17 protein-coding genes are annotated in these 16,506 nt (G+C 67.6%); 6 read left to right on the top strand and 11 right to left on the bottom strand.

Features of this window, described 5'->3' with window-relative positions; translation table 11 throughout:
• Positions 1-33 precede the first annotated feature (33 nt).
• Together AC5P8U_RS04085 and AC5P8U_RS04080 are read right to left on the bottom strand one after the other, a co-directional pair.
• Complete coding sequence (locus AC5P8U_RS04085) at positions 34-999, bottom strand: sodium:calcium antiporter (RefSeq protein WP_049415459.1); 966 nt, start codon at positions 997-999, stop codon at positions 34-36.
• A gap of 72 nt (positions 1,000-1,071) precedes the next feature.
• Positions 1,072-1,728: a hypothetical protein gene (locus tag AC5P8U_RS04080; RefSeq protein WP_072168904.1), complete on the bottom strand. Its 657-nt coding sequence runs from the start codon at positions 1,726-1,728 to the stop codon at positions 1,072-1,074.
• A gap of 125 nt (positions 1,729-1,853) precedes the next feature.
• On the opposite strand from AC5P8U_RS04080, the gene AC5P8U_RS04075 reads away from it, so the two are divergent.
• On the top strand, positions 1,854-2,387 hold the full coding sequence (locus AC5P8U_RS04075) for a hypothetical protein (protein ID WP_072168903.1): 534 nt from the start codon (positions 1,854-1,856) through the stop codon (positions 2,385-2,387).
• An 85-nt stretch (positions 2,388-2,472) separates the two neighbouring features.
• Here AC5P8U_RS04075 and hmgA read toward each other — a convergent pair whose 3' ends face one another.
• On the bottom strand, positions 2,473-3,771 hold the full coding sequence (gene hmgA, locus AC5P8U_RS04070; protein ID WP_494541325.1) for a homogentisate 1,2-dioxygenase: 1,299 nt from the start codon (positions 3,769-3,771) through the stop codon (positions 2,473-2,475).
• Between the two features lie 103 nt (positions 3,772-3,874).
• On the bottom strand, positions 3,875-4,987 hold the full coding sequence (gene hppD / locus AC5P8U_RS04065; RefSeq protein ID WP_495213936.1) for a 4-hydroxyphenylpyruvate dioxygenase: 1,113 nt from the start codon (positions 4,985-4,987) through the stop codon (positions 3,875-3,877).
• A gap of 129 nt (positions 4,988-5,116) precedes the next feature.
• On the opposite strand from hppD, the gene AC5P8U_RS04060 reads away from it, so the two are divergent.
• Positions 5,117-5,611, top strand: a complete 495-nt coding sequence (locus AC5P8U_RS04060; protein WP_072168901.1) for a MarR family winged helix-turn-helix transcriptional regulator — start codon at positions 5,117-5,119, stop codon at positions 5,609-5,611.
• Between the two features lie 81 nt (positions 5,612-5,692).
• Here AC5P8U_RS04060 and AC5P8U_RS04055 read toward each other — a convergent pair whose 3' ends face one another.
• The 4 genes from AC5P8U_RS04055 to AC5P8U_RS04040 form a co-directional block, all read right to left on the bottom strand.
• Entirely contained in the window at positions 5,693-6,832 is a 1,140-nt protein-coding gene (locus tag AC5P8U_RS04055; RefSeq protein WP_072168900.1) for a hypothetical protein, read from the bottom strand.
• A gap of 197 nt (positions 6,833-7,029) precedes the next feature.
• On the bottom strand, positions 7,030-7,629 hold the full coding sequence (locus tag AC5P8U_RS04050) for a thioredoxin family protein (RefSeq protein ID WP_111008323.1): 600 nt from the start codon (positions 7,627-7,629) through the stop codon (positions 7,030-7,032).
• Between the two features lie 19 nt (positions 7,630-7,648).
• Complete coding sequence (locus tag AC5P8U_RS04045) at positions 7,649-9,148, bottom strand: peptide MFS transporter (RefSeq protein WP_005419890.1); 1,500 nt, start codon at positions 9,146-9,148, stop codon at positions 7,649-7,651.
• A gap of 181 nt (positions 9,149-9,329) precedes the next feature.
• Positions 9,330-10,205, bottom strand: a complete 876-nt coding sequence (locus AC5P8U_RS04040) for a tryptophan 2,3-dioxygenase (RefSeq protein WP_061480234.1) — start codon at positions 10,203-10,205, stop codon at positions 9,330-9,332.
• Positions 10,206-10,542: 337 nt separating this feature from the next.
• Between AC5P8U_RS04040 and pdhA the strand changes: the two genes are divergently transcribed.
• Genes pdhA through AC5P8U_RS04020 form a run of 4 tightly spaced genes read left to right on the top strand, consistent with a single transcriptional unit; the run spans position 10,543 to position 14,419 of the window.
• Positions 10,543-11,625, top strand: coding sequence for a pyruvate dehydrogenase (acetyl-transferring) E1 component subunit alpha (gene pdhA, locus AC5P8U_RS04035; RefSeq protein WP_010482685.1), 1,083 nt, complete (start codon positions 10,543-10,545; stop codon positions 11,623-11,625).
• Positions 11,618-12,685 (top strand): alpha-ketoacid dehydrogenase subunit beta, encoded by a 1,068-nt coding sequence (locus AC5P8U_RS04030; protein ID WP_005419896.1) that lies wholly within the window; start codon positions 11,618-11,620, stop codon positions 12,683-12,685. The genes pdhA and AC5P8U_RS04030 overlap by 8 nt, the downstream gene beginning before the upstream one ends.
• Position 12,686: 1 nt before the next feature.
• Positions 12,687-13,040 (top strand): SH3 domain-containing protein, encoded by a 354-nt coding sequence (locus AC5P8U_RS04025; RefSeq protein ID WP_005411349.1) that lies wholly within the window; start codon positions 12,687-12,689, stop codon positions 13,038-13,040.
• Complete coding sequence (locus AC5P8U_RS04020; protein ID WP_439426449.1) at positions 13,037-14,419, top strand: dihydrolipoamide acetyltransferase family protein; 1,383 nt, start codon at positions 13,037-13,039, stop codon at positions 14,417-14,419. The genes AC5P8U_RS04025 and AC5P8U_RS04020 overlap by 4 nt, the downstream gene beginning before the upstream one ends.
• Positions 14,420-14,588: 169 nt before the next feature.
• Here AC5P8U_RS04020 and AC5P8U_RS04015 read toward each other — a convergent pair whose 3' ends face one another.
• From AC5P8U_RS04015 to AC5P8U_RS04005, 3 genes are all read right to left on the bottom strand, one after another.
• Positions 14,589-14,975 (bottom strand): VOC family protein, encoded by a 387-nt coding sequence (locus AC5P8U_RS04015; protein WP_072168897.1) that lies wholly within the window; start codon positions 14,973-14,975, stop codon positions 14,589-14,591.
• Positions 14,976-15,092: 117 nt separating this feature from the next.
• Positions 15,093-15,800, bottom strand: coding sequence for a helix-turn-helix transcriptional regulator (locus tag AC5P8U_RS04010; RefSeq protein WP_072168896.1), 708 nt, complete (start codon positions 15,798-15,800; stop codon positions 15,093-15,095).
• Positions 15,800-16,435: a Rossmann-fold NAD(P)-binding domain-containing protein gene (locus AC5P8U_RS04005; protein ID WP_172412147.1), complete on the bottom strand. Its 636-nt coding sequence runs from the start codon at positions 16,433-16,435 to the stop codon at positions 15,800-15,802. The genes AC5P8U_RS04010 and AC5P8U_RS04005 overlap by 1 nt, the downstream gene beginning before the upstream one ends.
• Between the last annotated feature and the right edge of the window lie 71 nt (positions 16,436-16,506).

Raw genomic sequence — 16,506 nt, 5'->3', positions numbered from 1 at the left:
CGGCACGAACAGCAGCCGAGCATGGGCTCGGCTCTACAGCGCCGGTGCGCCGACCAGCAGCAGCTCCAGCACGAACCAGCCTACGAACGCGACCAGCAGGATCCCGCCTTCGCCACGACTGATCTTCAGGTCGCCGCGCAGCATCGGGTACAGCACCAGCGCAAACGCCAACAGCGCCGGCAGTTCCAGGCGCACGAACGAGGCCGGCAAGGCCAACGGCTGCAACACCGCCATCGCACCGATCACCAGCAGCAGGTTGACCACGCTGGAACCCAGTACGTGGCCGAGCACCATGTCACCATGCCCGCGACGCGAGGCGGCAATGGCGGTGGCCACCTCGGGCAGTGCGGTGCCGATCGCCACCGGCAACAGGCCGACCAGCAACGGCGTCCAGCCCAGTGCGGCACCGAAGTCGGCCGCAGCACCCACCACCAGGCGCGCGCCCCAGTACAGGGTTAGTGCGGCGATCAGCACGCGCAGCACGTTCAACGGCAGGCTGGTGCGGCTCAGCGCGGATTCGGCGATGGCTGCCTGCACCTCGGCGCTCTCGACGCGGCCGCGGCGCAGCAGCAGCACCTGCATGACGATGAAGCCCGCCACCAGCACGCCGCCTTCCCAGCGCACCAGGCGACCATCCAGGCCGAACAGGATCAGCAGCACGCCGGCCGCCAGCAGCGACCACCACAGCACCGCCTGCAGGCGCGCGCGCAGCAGCAGGGGGGCGGCGATGGCGGCCACCGCCAGGGTCAAGCCCAGATTGACGATGCTGCTGCCCACTGCATTGCCCAGCGCCAGCTCCGGTTGGCCGACCGCCAGCGCACGTGCGTTGACCGCCAGTTCCGGCAACGAGGTGGTCACGCCGAGCAGCAGCAACCCGGCAGTGAACGGGCTGGCCCCGAAGCGCTGGGCCAGGCCAGAGACGGCCTTGACGATGGAGTCCCCGCCCAGTGCCAGCAGCAGCAGGCCGAGCAGGAACCAGGCAATGGCAATGGCGATCATCGAGCACTTCCCAGCAGTGGTGGCGCGATTCTACGCTTGGCCCGAGCGCATGGCTGGGCGGTGGATCAAGGATCAGCCACAGCCTTCCGCATAGTCGACCTGCGGGGTCTGCCCGACCCGCCAGGCCCCCACCCGGCCATCGGCACCGAGCGCGAAGTCGATCACTGCCCCGCCCTCCTGCACCGGCCGCACGCGCAGGTGCTGGGCCTTCTCGTCGTACTTGTCGGGACCGACGTCAGCGCGCTCGGGATACAGCACCTGCAGCTCGCCCAGGGTCATGCCGACCTTGCCGCCGCCCGGTGCAGTGATGGCGGCGCTGCGCACGTCGTAGCGCACCAGCTTGCGGCCTTCGATCATCAACCGCGGGTCCTCGGCATCCTGCGGGCGCAGGAAGTAACAGCCGTCGTTGCCGTCGTCCGCGGGCAGCGGCTTGCCGGCGGCATCGGTGCCCAGCCCCTGCAGCGGCGTGCCGAAGCCGCTGCGGACCTCGGCGATGCTGGCGCCCAGCGTGACGCCGCCGAAGCCATCCAGGCGCGCCGGGCTGTCCTTGCGGAGGTCGTTCGCCGGGCGGGCCGCCAGATCAGGATCCGTCGATTGGGCCGGACCGGTCGCCGAGGCGGTTTCCGCCGGGGTGTCGCTGCCGCTGCCGGCGGCGCCCTGCTTGTCGGGGCCGCCACTGCAGGCGGCGAGCGAAAGGAGCAACAGACCAGCAATCGGGAGGTGCTTCATCGGTGCGGTTCCCTGGCACGAAGGTAGCTGCACGCTAGCGCAGCGCGCGTGCAGATGCTGCATTGTCATCGCGGTTTCATCGCCCTCGTTCAGGCTCGGCGTGCACCGACCTGGCTGTCCCTTCCATGCAACCGCGCAAGACTGAACTCGCCCGAACCGCGCTGCAGGCCCATCGCGCGCCGCTGGACATGCGCCAGCGCCGGTTGCTGATCCTGTGCGACGGCCAACGCAGCATCACCGACCTGACCGGCCTGCTCGGCCAGGATGCGCCCGCGATGGTCATCCAGCTGGTGCAGGCCGGCTACCTGAGCACCGGTACCGGTGCCGCAGCCCCGCCACCGCCGCCGGCAGCCACGGTAGCGCCGCAGCCCGCAACACCTGCCGCAGCCGCGGCCACAGCAGTCGAACGCCGCCGCTCGCTGGTGGCTGCGCGCATCTACGTGCTGGGCATCCTGGAAATGCAACGCCACCCGCAGGCGGCGGCCTTGTTCCGCGACCTGCAGCAGGCCCGCGCGGAAAGCGACGTACTACAGGTGCTGCACTCGGCGATGCAGATGCTGCCCGGACTGACTTCGGTGGGCTATTGCCAGCGTGTACGCCAACGCCTGCTGGAGGCGCTGCCGTTGGAGCACTGCGACGCGTTCGCCGAGGTGGCCTGAAGAAAAAAGGGGACGGAGGGGATTAAGTCGTTTCAAGCACACGTGTGCTGATTGCGGCTTAATCCCCTCCGTCCCCTTTTCCGGGTCAGCGGAAGTTGTTGCGCAGGCCGTTCCAGCACTGCTGGTAGTCGCCCTGACGGTGGCCGGCGGCCAGGGCCTGTGCGGTCGGGCGGATCACCGCGCGGGTCTCGAACATGAAGGCCATCGTGTCCTTGATCACGTCCGCCTTGGACAGATCGGCATTGGACGCCTTGTCGAAGGTCGGTGCGTCCGGGCCGTGGCCGCTCATGCAGTTGTGCAGCGATGCGCCGCCCGGCACGAAGCCTTCGGCCTTGGCATCGTAGGCGCCATGCACCAGGCCCATGAACTCGCTGGCGATGTTGCGGTGGAACCACGGCGGGCGGAAGGTGTTCTGTGCCACCAGCCAGCGCGGCGGGAAGATCGCAAAATCCATGTTGCTGGTCCCCGGCGTGTCGCTGGGCGAATGCAGCACCAGGAAGATCGACGGATCCGGGTGGTCGTAGCTGATCGAGCCAATGGTGTTGAAGCGGCGCAGGTCGTAGCGGTACGGCGCGTAATTGCCGTGCCAGGCCACCACGTCCAGCGGCGAATGGTCGATCGGCGCACGCCACAGGCGGCCCTCGAACTTGGCGATCAGCTCGAAGTCACCGTCGATGTCCTCGAACGCCGCGTGCGGGGTTTCGAAGTCGCGCGGATTGGCCAGGCCGTTGGAACCGATCGGGCCAAGGTCGGGCAGCTTCAGCAGCGCACCGTAGTTCTCGCAGATGTAGCCGCGGCTCGGGCCATCGGGCAGTTCAACGCGGAACCGCACGCCGCGCGGGATCACCGCGATCTGCTGCGGCTCGATCTCGATCACGCCCAGCTCGGTCAGCAGGCGCAGCGCGCCCAGCTGCGGCACGATCAGCAGCTCACCGTCGGCATCGTAGAAGTAGCGGCCGACCATGTCGCGGTTGGCAGCGTAGAGGTGGATGCCCACGCCAGCATGCGCATCGGGCGAACCGTTGCCCCCCATCGTGTACAGGCCTTCGACGAAGTCGGTCGGCAGCTCCGGCAGCGGCAGCGGACTCCAGCGCAGCTGGTTCGGCGAGGCCGGTTGTGCGCCGAAATCACATTGCAGCTGCGACTGCGCGAACGGGGTGAACTCGCCATGGGTCACCGCCGGACGGATCCGGTACAGCCAGCTGCGGCGGTTGCTGCCGCGCGGCGCGGTGAAGGCGGTGCCGGTCAACTGTTCGGCGTACAGGCCGTGGGCCACCTTCTGCGGCGAGTTCTGCCCGACCGGCAGCGCGCCGGCGACGGCCTCGGTGGCGAATTCGTTGCCGAAGCCGGACTGGTAGCCGCGGGCGGTGAGGGCGGGGGACATGGGGGCTCCTGAAAAACGGCAAGACCGGAACGGAAAGCAGCCGAGCATGGCTCGGCTCTACAGGCAAGCAGGCGCCGGGCGTGACCCGGCGCTGCCCAGGACCTTACAGCACGCCGCGGCGGATCTGGTCGCGCTCGATGCTCTCGAACAGCGCGGTGAAGTTGCCTTCGCCGAAGCCCTCGTTGCCCTTGCGCTGGATGATCTCGAAGAAGATCGGGCCGATGCAGTTCTGGGTGAAGATCTGCAGCAGCTTGCGCTGGTGGGTTTCCGGATCGGCATCGATCAGGATCTTGTTCCTGGCCAGGCGCGGCACGTCTTCACCGTGGTTCGGCACGCGCTGGTCGATCACGTCGAAGTAGGTCTCCGGCGTGTCGAGGAAGTCCACGCCCTGCGCGCGCATCGCTTCGACCGTGTCGTAGATGTTCTCGGTGAAGCAGGCGATGTGCTGGATGCCCTCGCCCTTGTATGCGTCCAGGTACTCGTTGATCTGGCTCTTCGGGTCGGACGATTCGTTCAGCGGGATGCGCACGATGCCGTCCGGCGCGGTCATCGCCTTGGACACCAGGCCGGTCTTCAGGCCCTTGATGTCGAAGTAGCGGATCTCGCGGAAGTTGAACAGGCGCTCGTAGTAGTCCGACCACTGCTGCATGTTGCCGAAGTACAGGTTGTGGGTCAGGTGGTCGATGAAAGTCAGGCCGAAGCCCACCGGGTGCAGGTCGGCACCGGCGATCGGCTCGTAGTCGCCGTCGTAGATGCTGCCGGCGCTGCCATAGCGGTCGACCAGGTACAGCATGCAGTCGCCGATGCCCTTGATGACCGGCGCGCTGACCGCCTTGCTGTCCGGCTTGAAGGCGATGGCTTCGGCGCCGTTGCCCAGCGCGGCCTGGTAGACCTCCTGGCCCGGCTTCTTGAAGCGGATGGCGAAGCCGCAGGCGCACGGACCGTGCTTTTCGGCGAAGTCGGCGGCGAACGAAGCGGGGTCTTCATTGACCAGGAAGTTGACGTCGCCCTGGCGATAGACGGTAATCGGACGCTGCTTGTGCTTGAGCACCGCGCTGAAGCCCATCTTCCGGAAGTACTCGTGCAGCTCCTGGCCACGGCCGGCCGGGGCGGCGAATTCGACGAACTCGAAGCCGTCGATGCCCATCGGGTTCTCGAAGGTGGTGACCTGCATGCCGGGGTTGGGATGCGAGGCGGTCGGGACTGCGGTATTCATGGCGTGGCTCCGAATCGGTACCGCATCGGTACAAACCAGGTGCGGGCAGGTAGGGACCCGGCGAGAATGCAGGGTCTGGACCCACCCCTTATAGTTACACTTGAAACCACCAGCAAGGTGCACCGCAACATGAGCCCCGCCGATCCTGCCTCGACCCGCCTGCGTGCCTCGCACGTCCTGCTCGACCTGGAACAGTTCCTGCCGTACCGGCTGAGCGTGCTGTCCAACCGGGTCAGCGGCAACATCGCCAAGCTATACGGCGATCGTTACGGTCTGGCGATCCCCGAGTGGCGGGTGATCACCATCCTGGCGCTGTACCCGGGCTCCTCGGCCAGCGAGGTCTCCGACCGCACGGCGATGGACAAGGTGGCGGTCAGCCGCGCCGTGGCCCGCCTGCTGGAGCGCGGCTTCATCAAGCGCGAGACGCATGGCGACGACCGCCGCCGCTCGGTATTGGCGCTGTCGGCCGCCGGTTTCGAAGTGTACGAGACCATCGCGCCGATGGTGATCGAGATCACCCGCAAGCTGATGTCGGTCCTGAGCGACGAGGAAGAGCAACTGCTGGAAAAGCTGATCCTGCGCCTGGCCGGCGAAGGTCTGGAGCGGATGGGCGAAGGGGTGTGAACGAAAAAGGGGACGGAGGTGATTAAGTCGTAATGAGCACAGGTGTGCCTGAAACGACTTAATCCCCTCCGTCCCCTTTTTTCAGCTCAGGTGCTTGCGCCGTGCGTGGATCCACGGCACGGCCAGTGCTGCGATGGCGCCGCCGGCGAAGCCCAGCGAGGCGGCAACCGTGGCGGCTTCGACGGCCCCGGGCAGCGCCAGCGCCGCAGCCACCAGCAGCAGCGACGGCAGGCCGACGAAGGTGCCCAGGAAGAAATGCCAGCGCGGTGACCAGGTATTGAGCTGCAGCAGGCTGACCGGTTGCCAGGCGTCGGACGCGGCATCCTCGGCGATCTTCGCCACCACCTTGCCCAGATCCACTTCCGGCAGCGCGCGCCCCAGGCGGGCGGTCGCCAGCAGTTCGGCCACGGCCTCCACCGGTGGGAAGCTGGACGGCCACGCCACCGGGGCCGGCACGCCGTAAGCGGTCAGCAGCGGCACGCTCAGCCACGGCGCCACCAGCGGGCGCATGCGGCGGCGGCCATGCACGCACCAGATCTGCGGCTGTCCCTGCGCGGTGACGTTGTACAGCGCCAGTTCGTTGGCGGGCGGATAACCCAGCATGGTCACCCGCGCCGCCAGACTGTCCTGGCCCATCGCACGCAGGAAGCCCGGGCGGCTGCGCCCTTCCTGCATCCACGCCAGGCCCAGCGCACCCACCAGGTACGCCTCCGCCACGTCCTTGCTGCCCGCCGTGGCGCGCTCGTCACTGGCCAGGTACCACGCCAACGACTTCGGCTCGGTGACATCCTCCAGGCCCCATCGGCTGTCATCCCCCAGCACGTGCCGCACCGGCAGACGGGCAGGCGCGGTTTCGCCACGCTCCCCGGTCTGCAGGAACGGCAGCACGCCCTGGATGAAGGTGGACAGCTCGATCGCGCGCGCGCCATGGCCCTGCCATTCCGGCGGCAGCAGCCCGGCCAGCTGGCCTTCGGCGGCCAGCGCATCAAGCCGCGCCTTCTGCTCGACCAGTTTCTGCACCGCACCCTTCAGCACCACGTTATCGGGCAGCGCGATCTGCGGCAGGCGATGGCGCGGCGGGGCCAGTTCGACGGTGTCCTCGCCGGTGCCGGCGTCGTCCAACAGGGTTTCCTGCGCCGGCAAAGTCACGCCCTCGCCTGCCCCACCCTCGGCCAGGTGGCTGGCAGGTTCGGGCAATCGTTCGGCGTGGTCGCTGTGCATGGGCGTTCCGGTAGGTAGCATCGACGGGATGTCGACTGAGGTCCTTGCCGGTAACGGCGAGCGCGTTGCGAAGTTGAGATGCCGATTCAGGGAGTGTGACGGCGCGCGCAGTAGAGCCACGCCATGCGTGGATGCGACCCGGCATCAGTGCCGGCCAGCGGCCGGCCCCTCCCCACCCTGCCGGCCAGCGGCCGGCACTACCGGTCAGGTGCCCACTGCTTGAGGAACGCGCTCACCCGCGCAGGCTGGAAGGCTTCGCCCTTGCGCAGCTCAGCAGTGGCCTGCGAGACCAGCAGGCTGCCATCGGCGTCCAGTACCAGCAGGTGCGGGTAGTCGCGCTCCATCACCGGGAACTGGGCGAAGAAGGCCGTGTTGGGCTGTTCGTCGCTGGCGTTGACCTTCACCCACACGTAATGGGCGTCGCGGAAGCGGCGCAGGTCTCCGTTGCCCTCGACCATTTCGTCCAGCGCCCGGCAGCGATCGCAGGCGGCGTTGCCGATCTCGAGCAGGATGCGCTTCTTGCCGCGCTGGGCTTCCACCTTGGCGGTGGCCAGGTCATCGGCGGGGTTGCGGGCCGGGTCGAACTGCGCACCGAGCCCGGCGATGGCGGCGATATCTGCCGCCACCGGGGTGTTGCCCGAGGCCACCGGTTCGCTGGGGTCAGCGACCGGTGGCTCGGTGGGTCGGGTATCCAGCGGCTGCGTGGGCTCGGCGGTGGCAGGCGGTTGCGGTTGGGAACAGGCGCCGATCAGCGCCGCACAGACCACCACCATTGCACCACCGAGCTTGCTACGCATGCCTTCTACCCTCTCATCATTACTTGACGCCGTGCATCAGCTTGTTGATCAGCGGGGCGATCAGGAACAGCACCACGCCGGAGCCGATCAGGGCCCAGAACCCGAAGGTATACCCCTTCAGGGCCGACTCGACCGTCATGCCGCCTTCACCACTGACCACGCCAGCGAAGATGCCCGACAGGTTGTTGCCGATGCCGGTGGACAGGAACCAGCCACCCATGCCGAAGCCGACCAGGCGCACCGGGGCCAGCTTGGTCACCATCGACAGGCCGATCGGCGACAGGCACAGCTCACCCACGGACTGGATGACGTAGACCATGAACAGGGTCCAGAACGGGATCTTGCCGTCCACGACCATCTGCGACAGGGCGAACATCAGCAGCGCGAAGGCGGCGCCGTTGAACAGCAGGCCCAGGCCGAACTTGCGCGGGATGGACGGATTGGCGCGGCCCATCGCCACCCAGATCCAGGCGATGACCGGGGCCAGGGTGATGATCGCCACCGAGTTGACCGACTGGAACCACGCGGTCGGGAAGGTCCAGCTGCCGAACTGGCGGTTGACAATGTTCTCGGCCAGGAAGGTGAACGAGCTGCCGGCCTGCTCGAAGAACATCCAGAACATCACGTTGAAGGCGAAGATGATCAGCATGGCGATCACGCGGTCGCGCTGCACCTTGCCCTCGCGGATGCCCTCGACCAGCAGCAGCACGGCCAGGGCCGTGAACATCGCGCCCAGGATCCAGGCCAGCGCGGTGGCGCCGGTGGCCAGCAGGAAGTACGCGACCGGGATGGCGACCACGGCACCGGCCAGCACCATGATGATGCGGCCGAAGCCTTCAGCGCCGGCCGGCGGTGCACCGATGCCCTTCAGGCCGGCGCGACCGATGTAGAACCACACCAGCGAGATCAGCATGCCCACGCCCGAAGCGATGAACACGACCTTGTAGGACGGCATGGCATCGGTACCGAAGACCTTGCGGGCCAGGTACTCGGTCAGCACCGGGGCGATCATCGCGCCAATGTTGATGCCCATGTAGAAGATGGTGAAGCCCGAATCGCGGCGCTCGTCCTTCAGGCCGTACAGCTTGCCGACCATGGTCGAGATGTTGGGCTTGAACAGGCCGTTGCCGACGATGATCGTGGCCAGGCCGAGCTTGAAGATGTGCTCCTGCGGCAGCGAGATCATGAACAGGCCGGCGGCCATGATGATCGCGCCGGTCAGGATCGAGCGCTGGTAGCCCAGTACCCGGTCGGCCACGTAGCCGCCGAAGATGGCCGCGGCGTACACCAGGGCCAGGTAGGCGCCATAGATGCGGCTGGCGTCGCCTTCACCGGCAGCGCTGCCGTTGTAGAACTGGGCAACGATGTAGAGCACCAACGCCCAGCGGATGCCGTAGAACGCAAAGCGTTCCCAGAACTCGGTCATGAACAGCATCCACAACGGGCGCGGGTGGCCCAGCGTGGTCTTGAAGTCCGGCAGTGCCGGCTCTGGGGTGTTCGCAGTGGCGTTTACGCTCATGCGGATTTCCTGGTTCGGTGGATGACGAGCACGTCCGCTGTGCAGTTGGAGCAACGCGCGAGGATCACCGACTTCTGGCGTTCACGTCAAATACACGCCGTTTGAGGCAGGTGGCAGCCTGCTCCCTGAACTTGCATCTGAAACGATCCAGCCGCGGGCCGGGAACCAAGCTGAATGGGGATCAGCCCAGCGCTGCCGGGGGCACGGCCTGCAGGCTGGTGCGCACCTGGAACAGCTCGGGGAAGAAGGTCAGTTCCAGCGCCTTGGCCAGGAAGCCCACGCCGGACGAACCGCCGGTGCCGCGCTTGAAGCCGATCACCCGCATCACGGTGCGCATGTGTCGGAATCGCCACAGCTGGAAAGCCGTCTCCAGGTCCACCAGGTCCTCGCACAGCGCATACTCGCGCCAGTAGCGGTCGGTGTCCTGGTAGATGCGCTCGAAGACCGGCTGCAATGCGTCGTCGGCCACGTGCGGCTGGGTCCAGTCGTGGGCCTCGTAGACCGCCGGCACTGCATGGCCGAAGCGGGCCAGGTACTTCAGGAATTCCTCGTACAGGCTGGGCGCCTCCAGCACGGTGCGCAGCTGCGCCTGCCCGGCCGGGTCGTGCTCGAACACCTGCAGCATCTGCGCGTTCTTGTTGCCCAGCAGGAACTCGATGTAGCGGTACTGCAGCGACTGGAAGCCCGACGACGGGCCCAGCACGTCGCGGAAGCCCATGTATTCGGACGGGGTCAGCGTTTCCAGCACCGACCACTGCTCGGTCAGCTGGCGCAGCACCTGCTTGCTGCGCGCCAGCACCTTGCGGCACTGCCAGACTTCATCGCGCTGCAGGAAGCCGATCGCGGCACGCAGTTCGTGGCCCAGCAGCTTCAGCCACAGCTCCGAGGTCTGGTGCTGGATGATGAAGAGCATCTCGTCATGGTGCGGCGGGCTGGACAGCGGCTGCTGCGCGCTGAGCAGCTGGTCCAGCCGCAGGTAGCCGCCGTAGGTCAGGCGCCCCTGCAGGTCGGTGTGGATACCAGCTTCGAGATCGCGTTGGTTGTTGTCGACGGACATGGGTGCGGCCAGATCGGGGGCGGCAAGGGTAGCGCGTTGCCAGCCGCGCGGGCAGCCGCGCCGTCCATTACCGGGGCGTGCGGTGCCCCGTGGAGCATTGGCCGATGCGGGCCCTGCGCGTGGAACCGATCGGGTCGTTGCGCCAGCGGTCAGCCAGAGGCGTATTCTGATGCTTTGCAGCAACGACTGAATACGTTGTTGTTATTGGCCCCCCACCCGCCGGCAGGGGTAAAACGGGGAATCTCCGTGTTGCGGCGCAGGAAGGCTATTCCGTACGCGTTCCTTAACATGGCGATTCATATCATTTGTAACTTCTCTGTCGAAGGTGCAGTACGCAATGACGGTTGCCGCTGAATTCAAGATCGAATACCTGCAGTACCTGGACACGGACGGCACGCTCGTCCGTGACGACCTGCCCGCGTCGCTGCGCGACCCCAAGGTGCTGGTACCGCTGTTCAAGCAGATGCTGTTCGTACGTACGTTCGACAGCAAATCCATCGCGCTGCAGCGCACCGGCAAGCTCGGCACGTATGCCGCCTGCCTGGGCCATGAAGCCGCGCACGTGGGTATCGGCGCGGCGATGCAGAAGGACGACGTGTTCGCGCCTTCGTACCGCGAGTATGGCGCGATGTTCATGCGTGGCGTACGCCCGCACGACGTGCTGATGTACTGGGGCGGCGACGAACGCGGCAACGATTACGGCGGCAACGCGGCCAGGGACTTCCCGTTCTGCGTGCCGATTTCCACCCAGTGCCTGCATGCGGCAGGTGCTGCGCTGAAGTTCAAGCTCAACAAGGAACCGCAGATCGCCGTGGCGGTGTGCGGCGACGGCGGCAGCTCCAAGACCGACTTCTACGCGGCACTGAACTCGGCCGGCGCCTACAAGCTGCCGCTGATTCTGTGCATCGTCAACAACGGCTGGGCCATCTCGGTGCCGCGCTCGGCCCAGACCGGTGCCGAAACGCTGGCGCAGAAGGGCCTGGCGGGCGGCCTGCACTGCCTGCAGGTGGACGGCAACGACCTGATCGCGGTGCTGGCGGCAATGGAACAGGCGCGCGAACGTGCGCTGGCCGGCGACGGTGGCACCGTGCTGGAACTGATGACCTACCGCCTGTCCGACCACACCACCGCCGATGACGCGCGCCGCTACCGCGACGACGCCGAAGTGAAGGATGCCTGGCAGCGCGAGCCGATGCTGCGCCTGCGCAAGTACCTGATCAACGCCGGTGTGTGGAGCGAAGAAGAGGAAACCGCCTGGGTCGCCGAGTGCGGCACGCGCGTGGACGAGGAAGTGAACCTGTACCTCAACACGCCGGTGCAGCCGGTCGAGGCGATGTTCGACTTCCTGTATGCCGATCCGCCGCCGGACCTGCTGGCCCAGCGTGCCCAGGCGATCGCCCTGGAGAAGCGCCATGGATGAGATCAAGAACGGCGCGCCCGGCGCGCACACCAACGCCGCCGACAGCGCTGCGGTCGCGCGCGGAGATGACAGCATGACCACCACCCCGATCACCCTCATCGAAGCCATCACCCAGGCCCTGGCCTGGGAGCTGGAACACGACCCGTCGGTGCTGGTGCTGGGCGAAGACGTGGGCGTCAACGGCGGCGTGTTCCGCGCCACTGCCGGCCTGCAGCAGCGCTTCGGCTCGGACCGCATCCTCGACACCCCGCTGGACGAAACCACCATCGCCGGCCTGACCATCGGCCTGGCCGCACAGGGCATGAAGCCGGTGGCCGAAGCCCAGTTCGACGGCTTCATGTACCCGATGGTCGACCATATCGTCTGCCATGCCGCACGCCTGCGTTACCGCACGCGTGGCCGTCTGCACTGCCCGATGGTGCTGCGCGTGCCGTGGGGCGGTGGCATCCGCGCGCCGGAACACCACAGCGAAGCCAACGAGGCGATCTTCACCAACGTGCCGGGCCTGCGCGTGGTGCTGCCGTCGTCGCCGCAGCGTGCCTACGGCCTGCTGCTGGCTGCGATCCGCGAGCCGGATCCGGTGATCTACATGGAGCCCAAGCGCATCTATCGCCAGTACAAGGAAGTGGTCGTCAACGACGGCGAAGCGTTGCCGCTGGACGTCTGCTTCGTGCTGCGCGACGGCACCGACGTGACCCTGGTGACCTGGGGCGCGCAGGTGAAGGAAGCCCTGGAGGCGGCCGACAAGCTGGCCGGCGAAGGCATCAGTGCCGAAGTCATCGACGTGGCCACGCTGCGCCCGCTGGACTTCGCCACCATCGCCGAATCGGTGGCCAAGACCGGCCGCTGCGTGATCGTGCAGGAGGCCCCGAAGACCGCGGGCTTCGGCGCCGAGATCGCCGCGCGCCTGGCCGAGGAATCGATCTACGACCTGCTGGCCCCGGTCGAGCGCGTCACTGGCTACGACACCCACATTCCGCTGTTCCGCCTGGAAATGAAGTACCTGCCGAGCGTTGAGCGGATCGTGGCGGCGGCCAAGCGCGCGGTGGCGGCCGGCTGACATGCGGGCCCGCCTTCTGGGGGCTTACCGCAGCCAGTATCCCAACCCGCTCCGGTTCCACACCGGCCAGATCGTCGAAGTAGGTGTACGTGACGAGGAATGGCCGGCGTTTGCCTGGGTACGCACCAACGATGGGCGCGCTGGATGGGCGCCCATCGCCTGGTTGCAGCTGCTGGACGAGGGTCGCGCCGAAGCCCTGTGCGACTACGACGCCCGCGAGCTGGATGTGGAAAGCGGCGAGATGGTGAAGCTTCATCACGAACACGGCGGGTGGTGGTGGTCCGAGCGCGCCAATGGCGCGACGGGTTGGCTGCCGGCCCGCGAACTGGAACTGCTGGAAGAGAACTGCAAATGAGCCAGACCAAGAACTTCAACCTGCCCGACCTGGGCGAAGGCCTGCCGGACGCGACCATCGTCGAGTGGTTCGTCAAGGAAGGCGATGTGATCAAGCTGGACGAGCCGCTGGTGTCGATGGAGACCGCCAAGGCCGTGGTGGAAGTGCCCTCGCCGTTCTCCGGCAAGGTGCTGAAGCTGTCCGGCGGCGCCGGCGACATCATCCCGACCGGCTCGGTGCTGGCCAGCTTCGAATTGGACCCGAACCTGCCGCAGCGTGCCGATGGCCAGGACACCGGCCACAGCCATGGGCACGCCGCACCGGCGGCGCCGACCCCGCCGCCGCTGCCTGCCGCAGCCGCACCGGTGGTCGCGGAAGAAGCCAAGCCCGCCGCTGCCGAGCGTGACGACGCCGGTACCGTGGTCGGCGCGATGCAGAGCTCCAATGCCGTGCACGCCGAGCAGGCGCTGGCCGTCGGTGGCGTCAAGGCCGTGCCGGCCGTGCGTGCGATGGCGCGCAAGCTGGGCGTGGACCTGAGCCGCGTGGCCGCTACCGGCACCGATGGTGCGGTGACCATGGCCGACGTCAAGCAGGCCGCCGCCAACGGCACCGCCAAACTCGGCGCCGCCCCGGCACCGGTTGCCGCCGCGTATGCCGCACCCACCCCGGCGCAGGTGTCTGCCCCGGTGCAGAGCGAAGCCCGCACCCCGCTGTCCGCCGCCGGCAAGCCGATGCGCACCCAGCCGCCGGGCGTGGTCGCCAAGGGCCAGCCGGAACCGCTGAAGGGCGTGCGCCGCAACATGGCCCGCGTCATGGCCGATGCGCACAGCAAGGTCGTGCCGACCACGCTGAACGACGACGCCGACATCCACGCCTGGCTGCCGGGCAACGACGTCACCGCCCGCCTGGTTCGCGCCATTGTCGTTGCCGCACAGAAGGTGCCGGCGATGAACGCCTGGTTCGACGGTGAAGCGCTGACCCGCACCCTGCACGCGCAGGTAGACATCGGCATCGCCGTGGACACCGACGACGGCCTGTTCGTGCCGGCCCTGCGCAATGCCGACATGCTCGACGCACGCGGCATCCGCGAAGGCGTCAACCGCCTGCGCGAGCAGGTGGAATCGCGTTCGATCGCCGCCTCGGAACTGAGCGGCTACACCATCTCGCTGTCCAACTTCGGCATGTTCGCCGGCCGCTACGCGACCCCGGTCGTGGTGCCGCCGTGCGTGGCCATCGTCGGTGCCGGCCGTGCCCGCCACCAGATGACCCCGGTGATGGGCGGCGTGGAAGCGCACAAGGTAATCCCGCTGTCGGTCACCTTCGATCACCGCGCGGCGACCGGCGGCGAAGCCGCCCGCTTCCTGCGCGCGATGATGGACGACCTGGCGCTGGCCAGCTGATCGGCCCCCCCTCTGAAACACAAGAAACGCCGGGCAATGCCCGGCGTTTTTTTGTGTCGCTCTACTGTAGAGCCGAGCCATGCTCGGCTGCGTTGCAATGTATCCACGTCATGCGTGGATGAAGGCAAGAAGCAAGCCGAGCATGGGCTCGGCTACAGATCGCCTGCGATCAATCGCGCGCGACCATACCCTCGGCACGGCTGTACACACGCAGGCGATGACCATCCGGATCGGCGCCGACGAAGGTGTGGCCGAATTCCAGCGTTGTTGGTGCCTGCAGGATCTGCACGCCCAGCGCGCGCCACGCATCGTGCATCTGCTGCACGGCGTCGGGGTTGGAGACCACCATCGCCAGTTCGGCGGCACCGGCCTGCGCGGACACCGGAGGCTGCACGTCATCGCGCTGCCACAGGCCGAGTGCGGCACCATCACCGAGCAGGAACAGCGCAAAGCCGGGCGACTGTTCAACCGGTGGTTTGCCGAGGATGCCACTGTAGAAGGTTGCGCTGGTGGCGACGTCGTGCACGTACTGCAGCAGGGTGCTGGGCGTGAACATGGGGAAGCTCCGTTGTTGGGAGCATTCATGGTGGTATGGGCCTGCTGACACATTCTGTCAGTAGAGGGGACTACCGGTAGAGTCGACTCTACCCCCCGCTCTCGGCTGTTGCTGTGGTTATGAGCGATCCAGCCAGTCCGGCGCGATGCCCTGGGCCTTCTGCCAGCGCCGCAGCAGGGTGGCGCGCGGCACGCGGTAGCAGTCCTCCAGCACACGCACCTGGCGGATGCGATCCAGCCGGAAATGGCGGAAATCCTCGCGGCTCTCGCACCACGCCGCCAGCATCGGCACCTCATCGAAGTAGCCCAGCGCGAACGGCCAGACGACGCGCGCGCTGCGCTGGCCGTGCGCATCCTCGTAAGCGAACTTCAGGCGCTGCTGCGATCCCACGGCTTCGCGCACAGCCTGCAGGCGTGCTGCCGGCACCTTGGCCGCAGCACGCGAAGGTCCCACGCGCAGGCCACTGTCACGCAATGCCTCGCGGCGTGCCGCAGGCAACACATGGGCGATACGCGCCAGGGCATCACGTGCGGCCTCGGCCAGCGCCGGCTCGGTGCGCGCGGCGACCCAGCGCAGGCCCAGCACCAGCGCGTCGATCTCGGCCGGTGGCAGGGTCATGGGAGGCAAGGTATCGCTGGGTGCCAGCTGGTAACCGACGCCGGCCTCGCCACGCAGGTCGGCGCCCTGCTCGCGCAGGGTCTCGATATCGCGGTACAGCGTGCGCAGGCTGATGCCCAGCGCTTCGGCCAGCGCCTGCCCGGCCACCGGCCGTCGATGACGGCGCAGCAGCTGCAGCAGCTGGGTCAGGCGCAGCGCTCGCGACATCAGCCGACCAGCGTGCGCGACGCCACCACGTGCTCGCCCGGCTGCGGGGCCAACGCAGCCTCGACCAGCGCCCTGGCAATCTCGGTGGCCGGATTGATCCGCCACGCACGCGGCAAGACCGGCCCCAAAGCGCCCAGCACCGTCAGCGCCAGGCGCTCGCCACGACGCACCTCGTTGCGCTCGCCCCCGATCAGCCCTGGGCGGACCAGGGTCAACGAATTGAAGCCCAGCGCGCGCAGGTCCCGCTCCAGCTCCCCCTTCACCCGGCTGTAGAAGATCGACGACTGTGGGTTGGCGCCGGCTGCGGAATTCAGCACATAGGTCTGCGCCCCCTGTGCTTTTGCCAGGCGTGCGAACGCCAACGGGTAGTCATGATCGATGCGATGGAAGGCCTCGCGGCTGCCGGCCTGGGCGATGGTGCTGCCCAGCGCGCAGATGACCGCGTCAACGCGCGCCCATTCTGGCGAAGTGGGCAACGCTTCGAATGCCAGCACCGGGTTCTCCAGCTTCCCGTGAGTCAACGCCAGGGGGCGGCGGGTCGGGGCAACCACGGCGCCGCAGCGCGGGTCGTCCAGCAGCCTGCGCAGGGTCAGCCCACCGACCAGGCCGGTCGCCCCCAGCAACATCACGCGCATCACCACCTCCACTGCGGCATCCTATCGCCCATCCTAGCCGTTCAAGCCCTCGGCGGCCGCGCCGATATGCT

The sequence above is a fragment of the Stenotrophomonas sp. YJH_SMC_81 genome (assembly GCF_059370875.1).
This window is presented reverse-complemented; position numbering and strand designations above follow the sequence as displayed.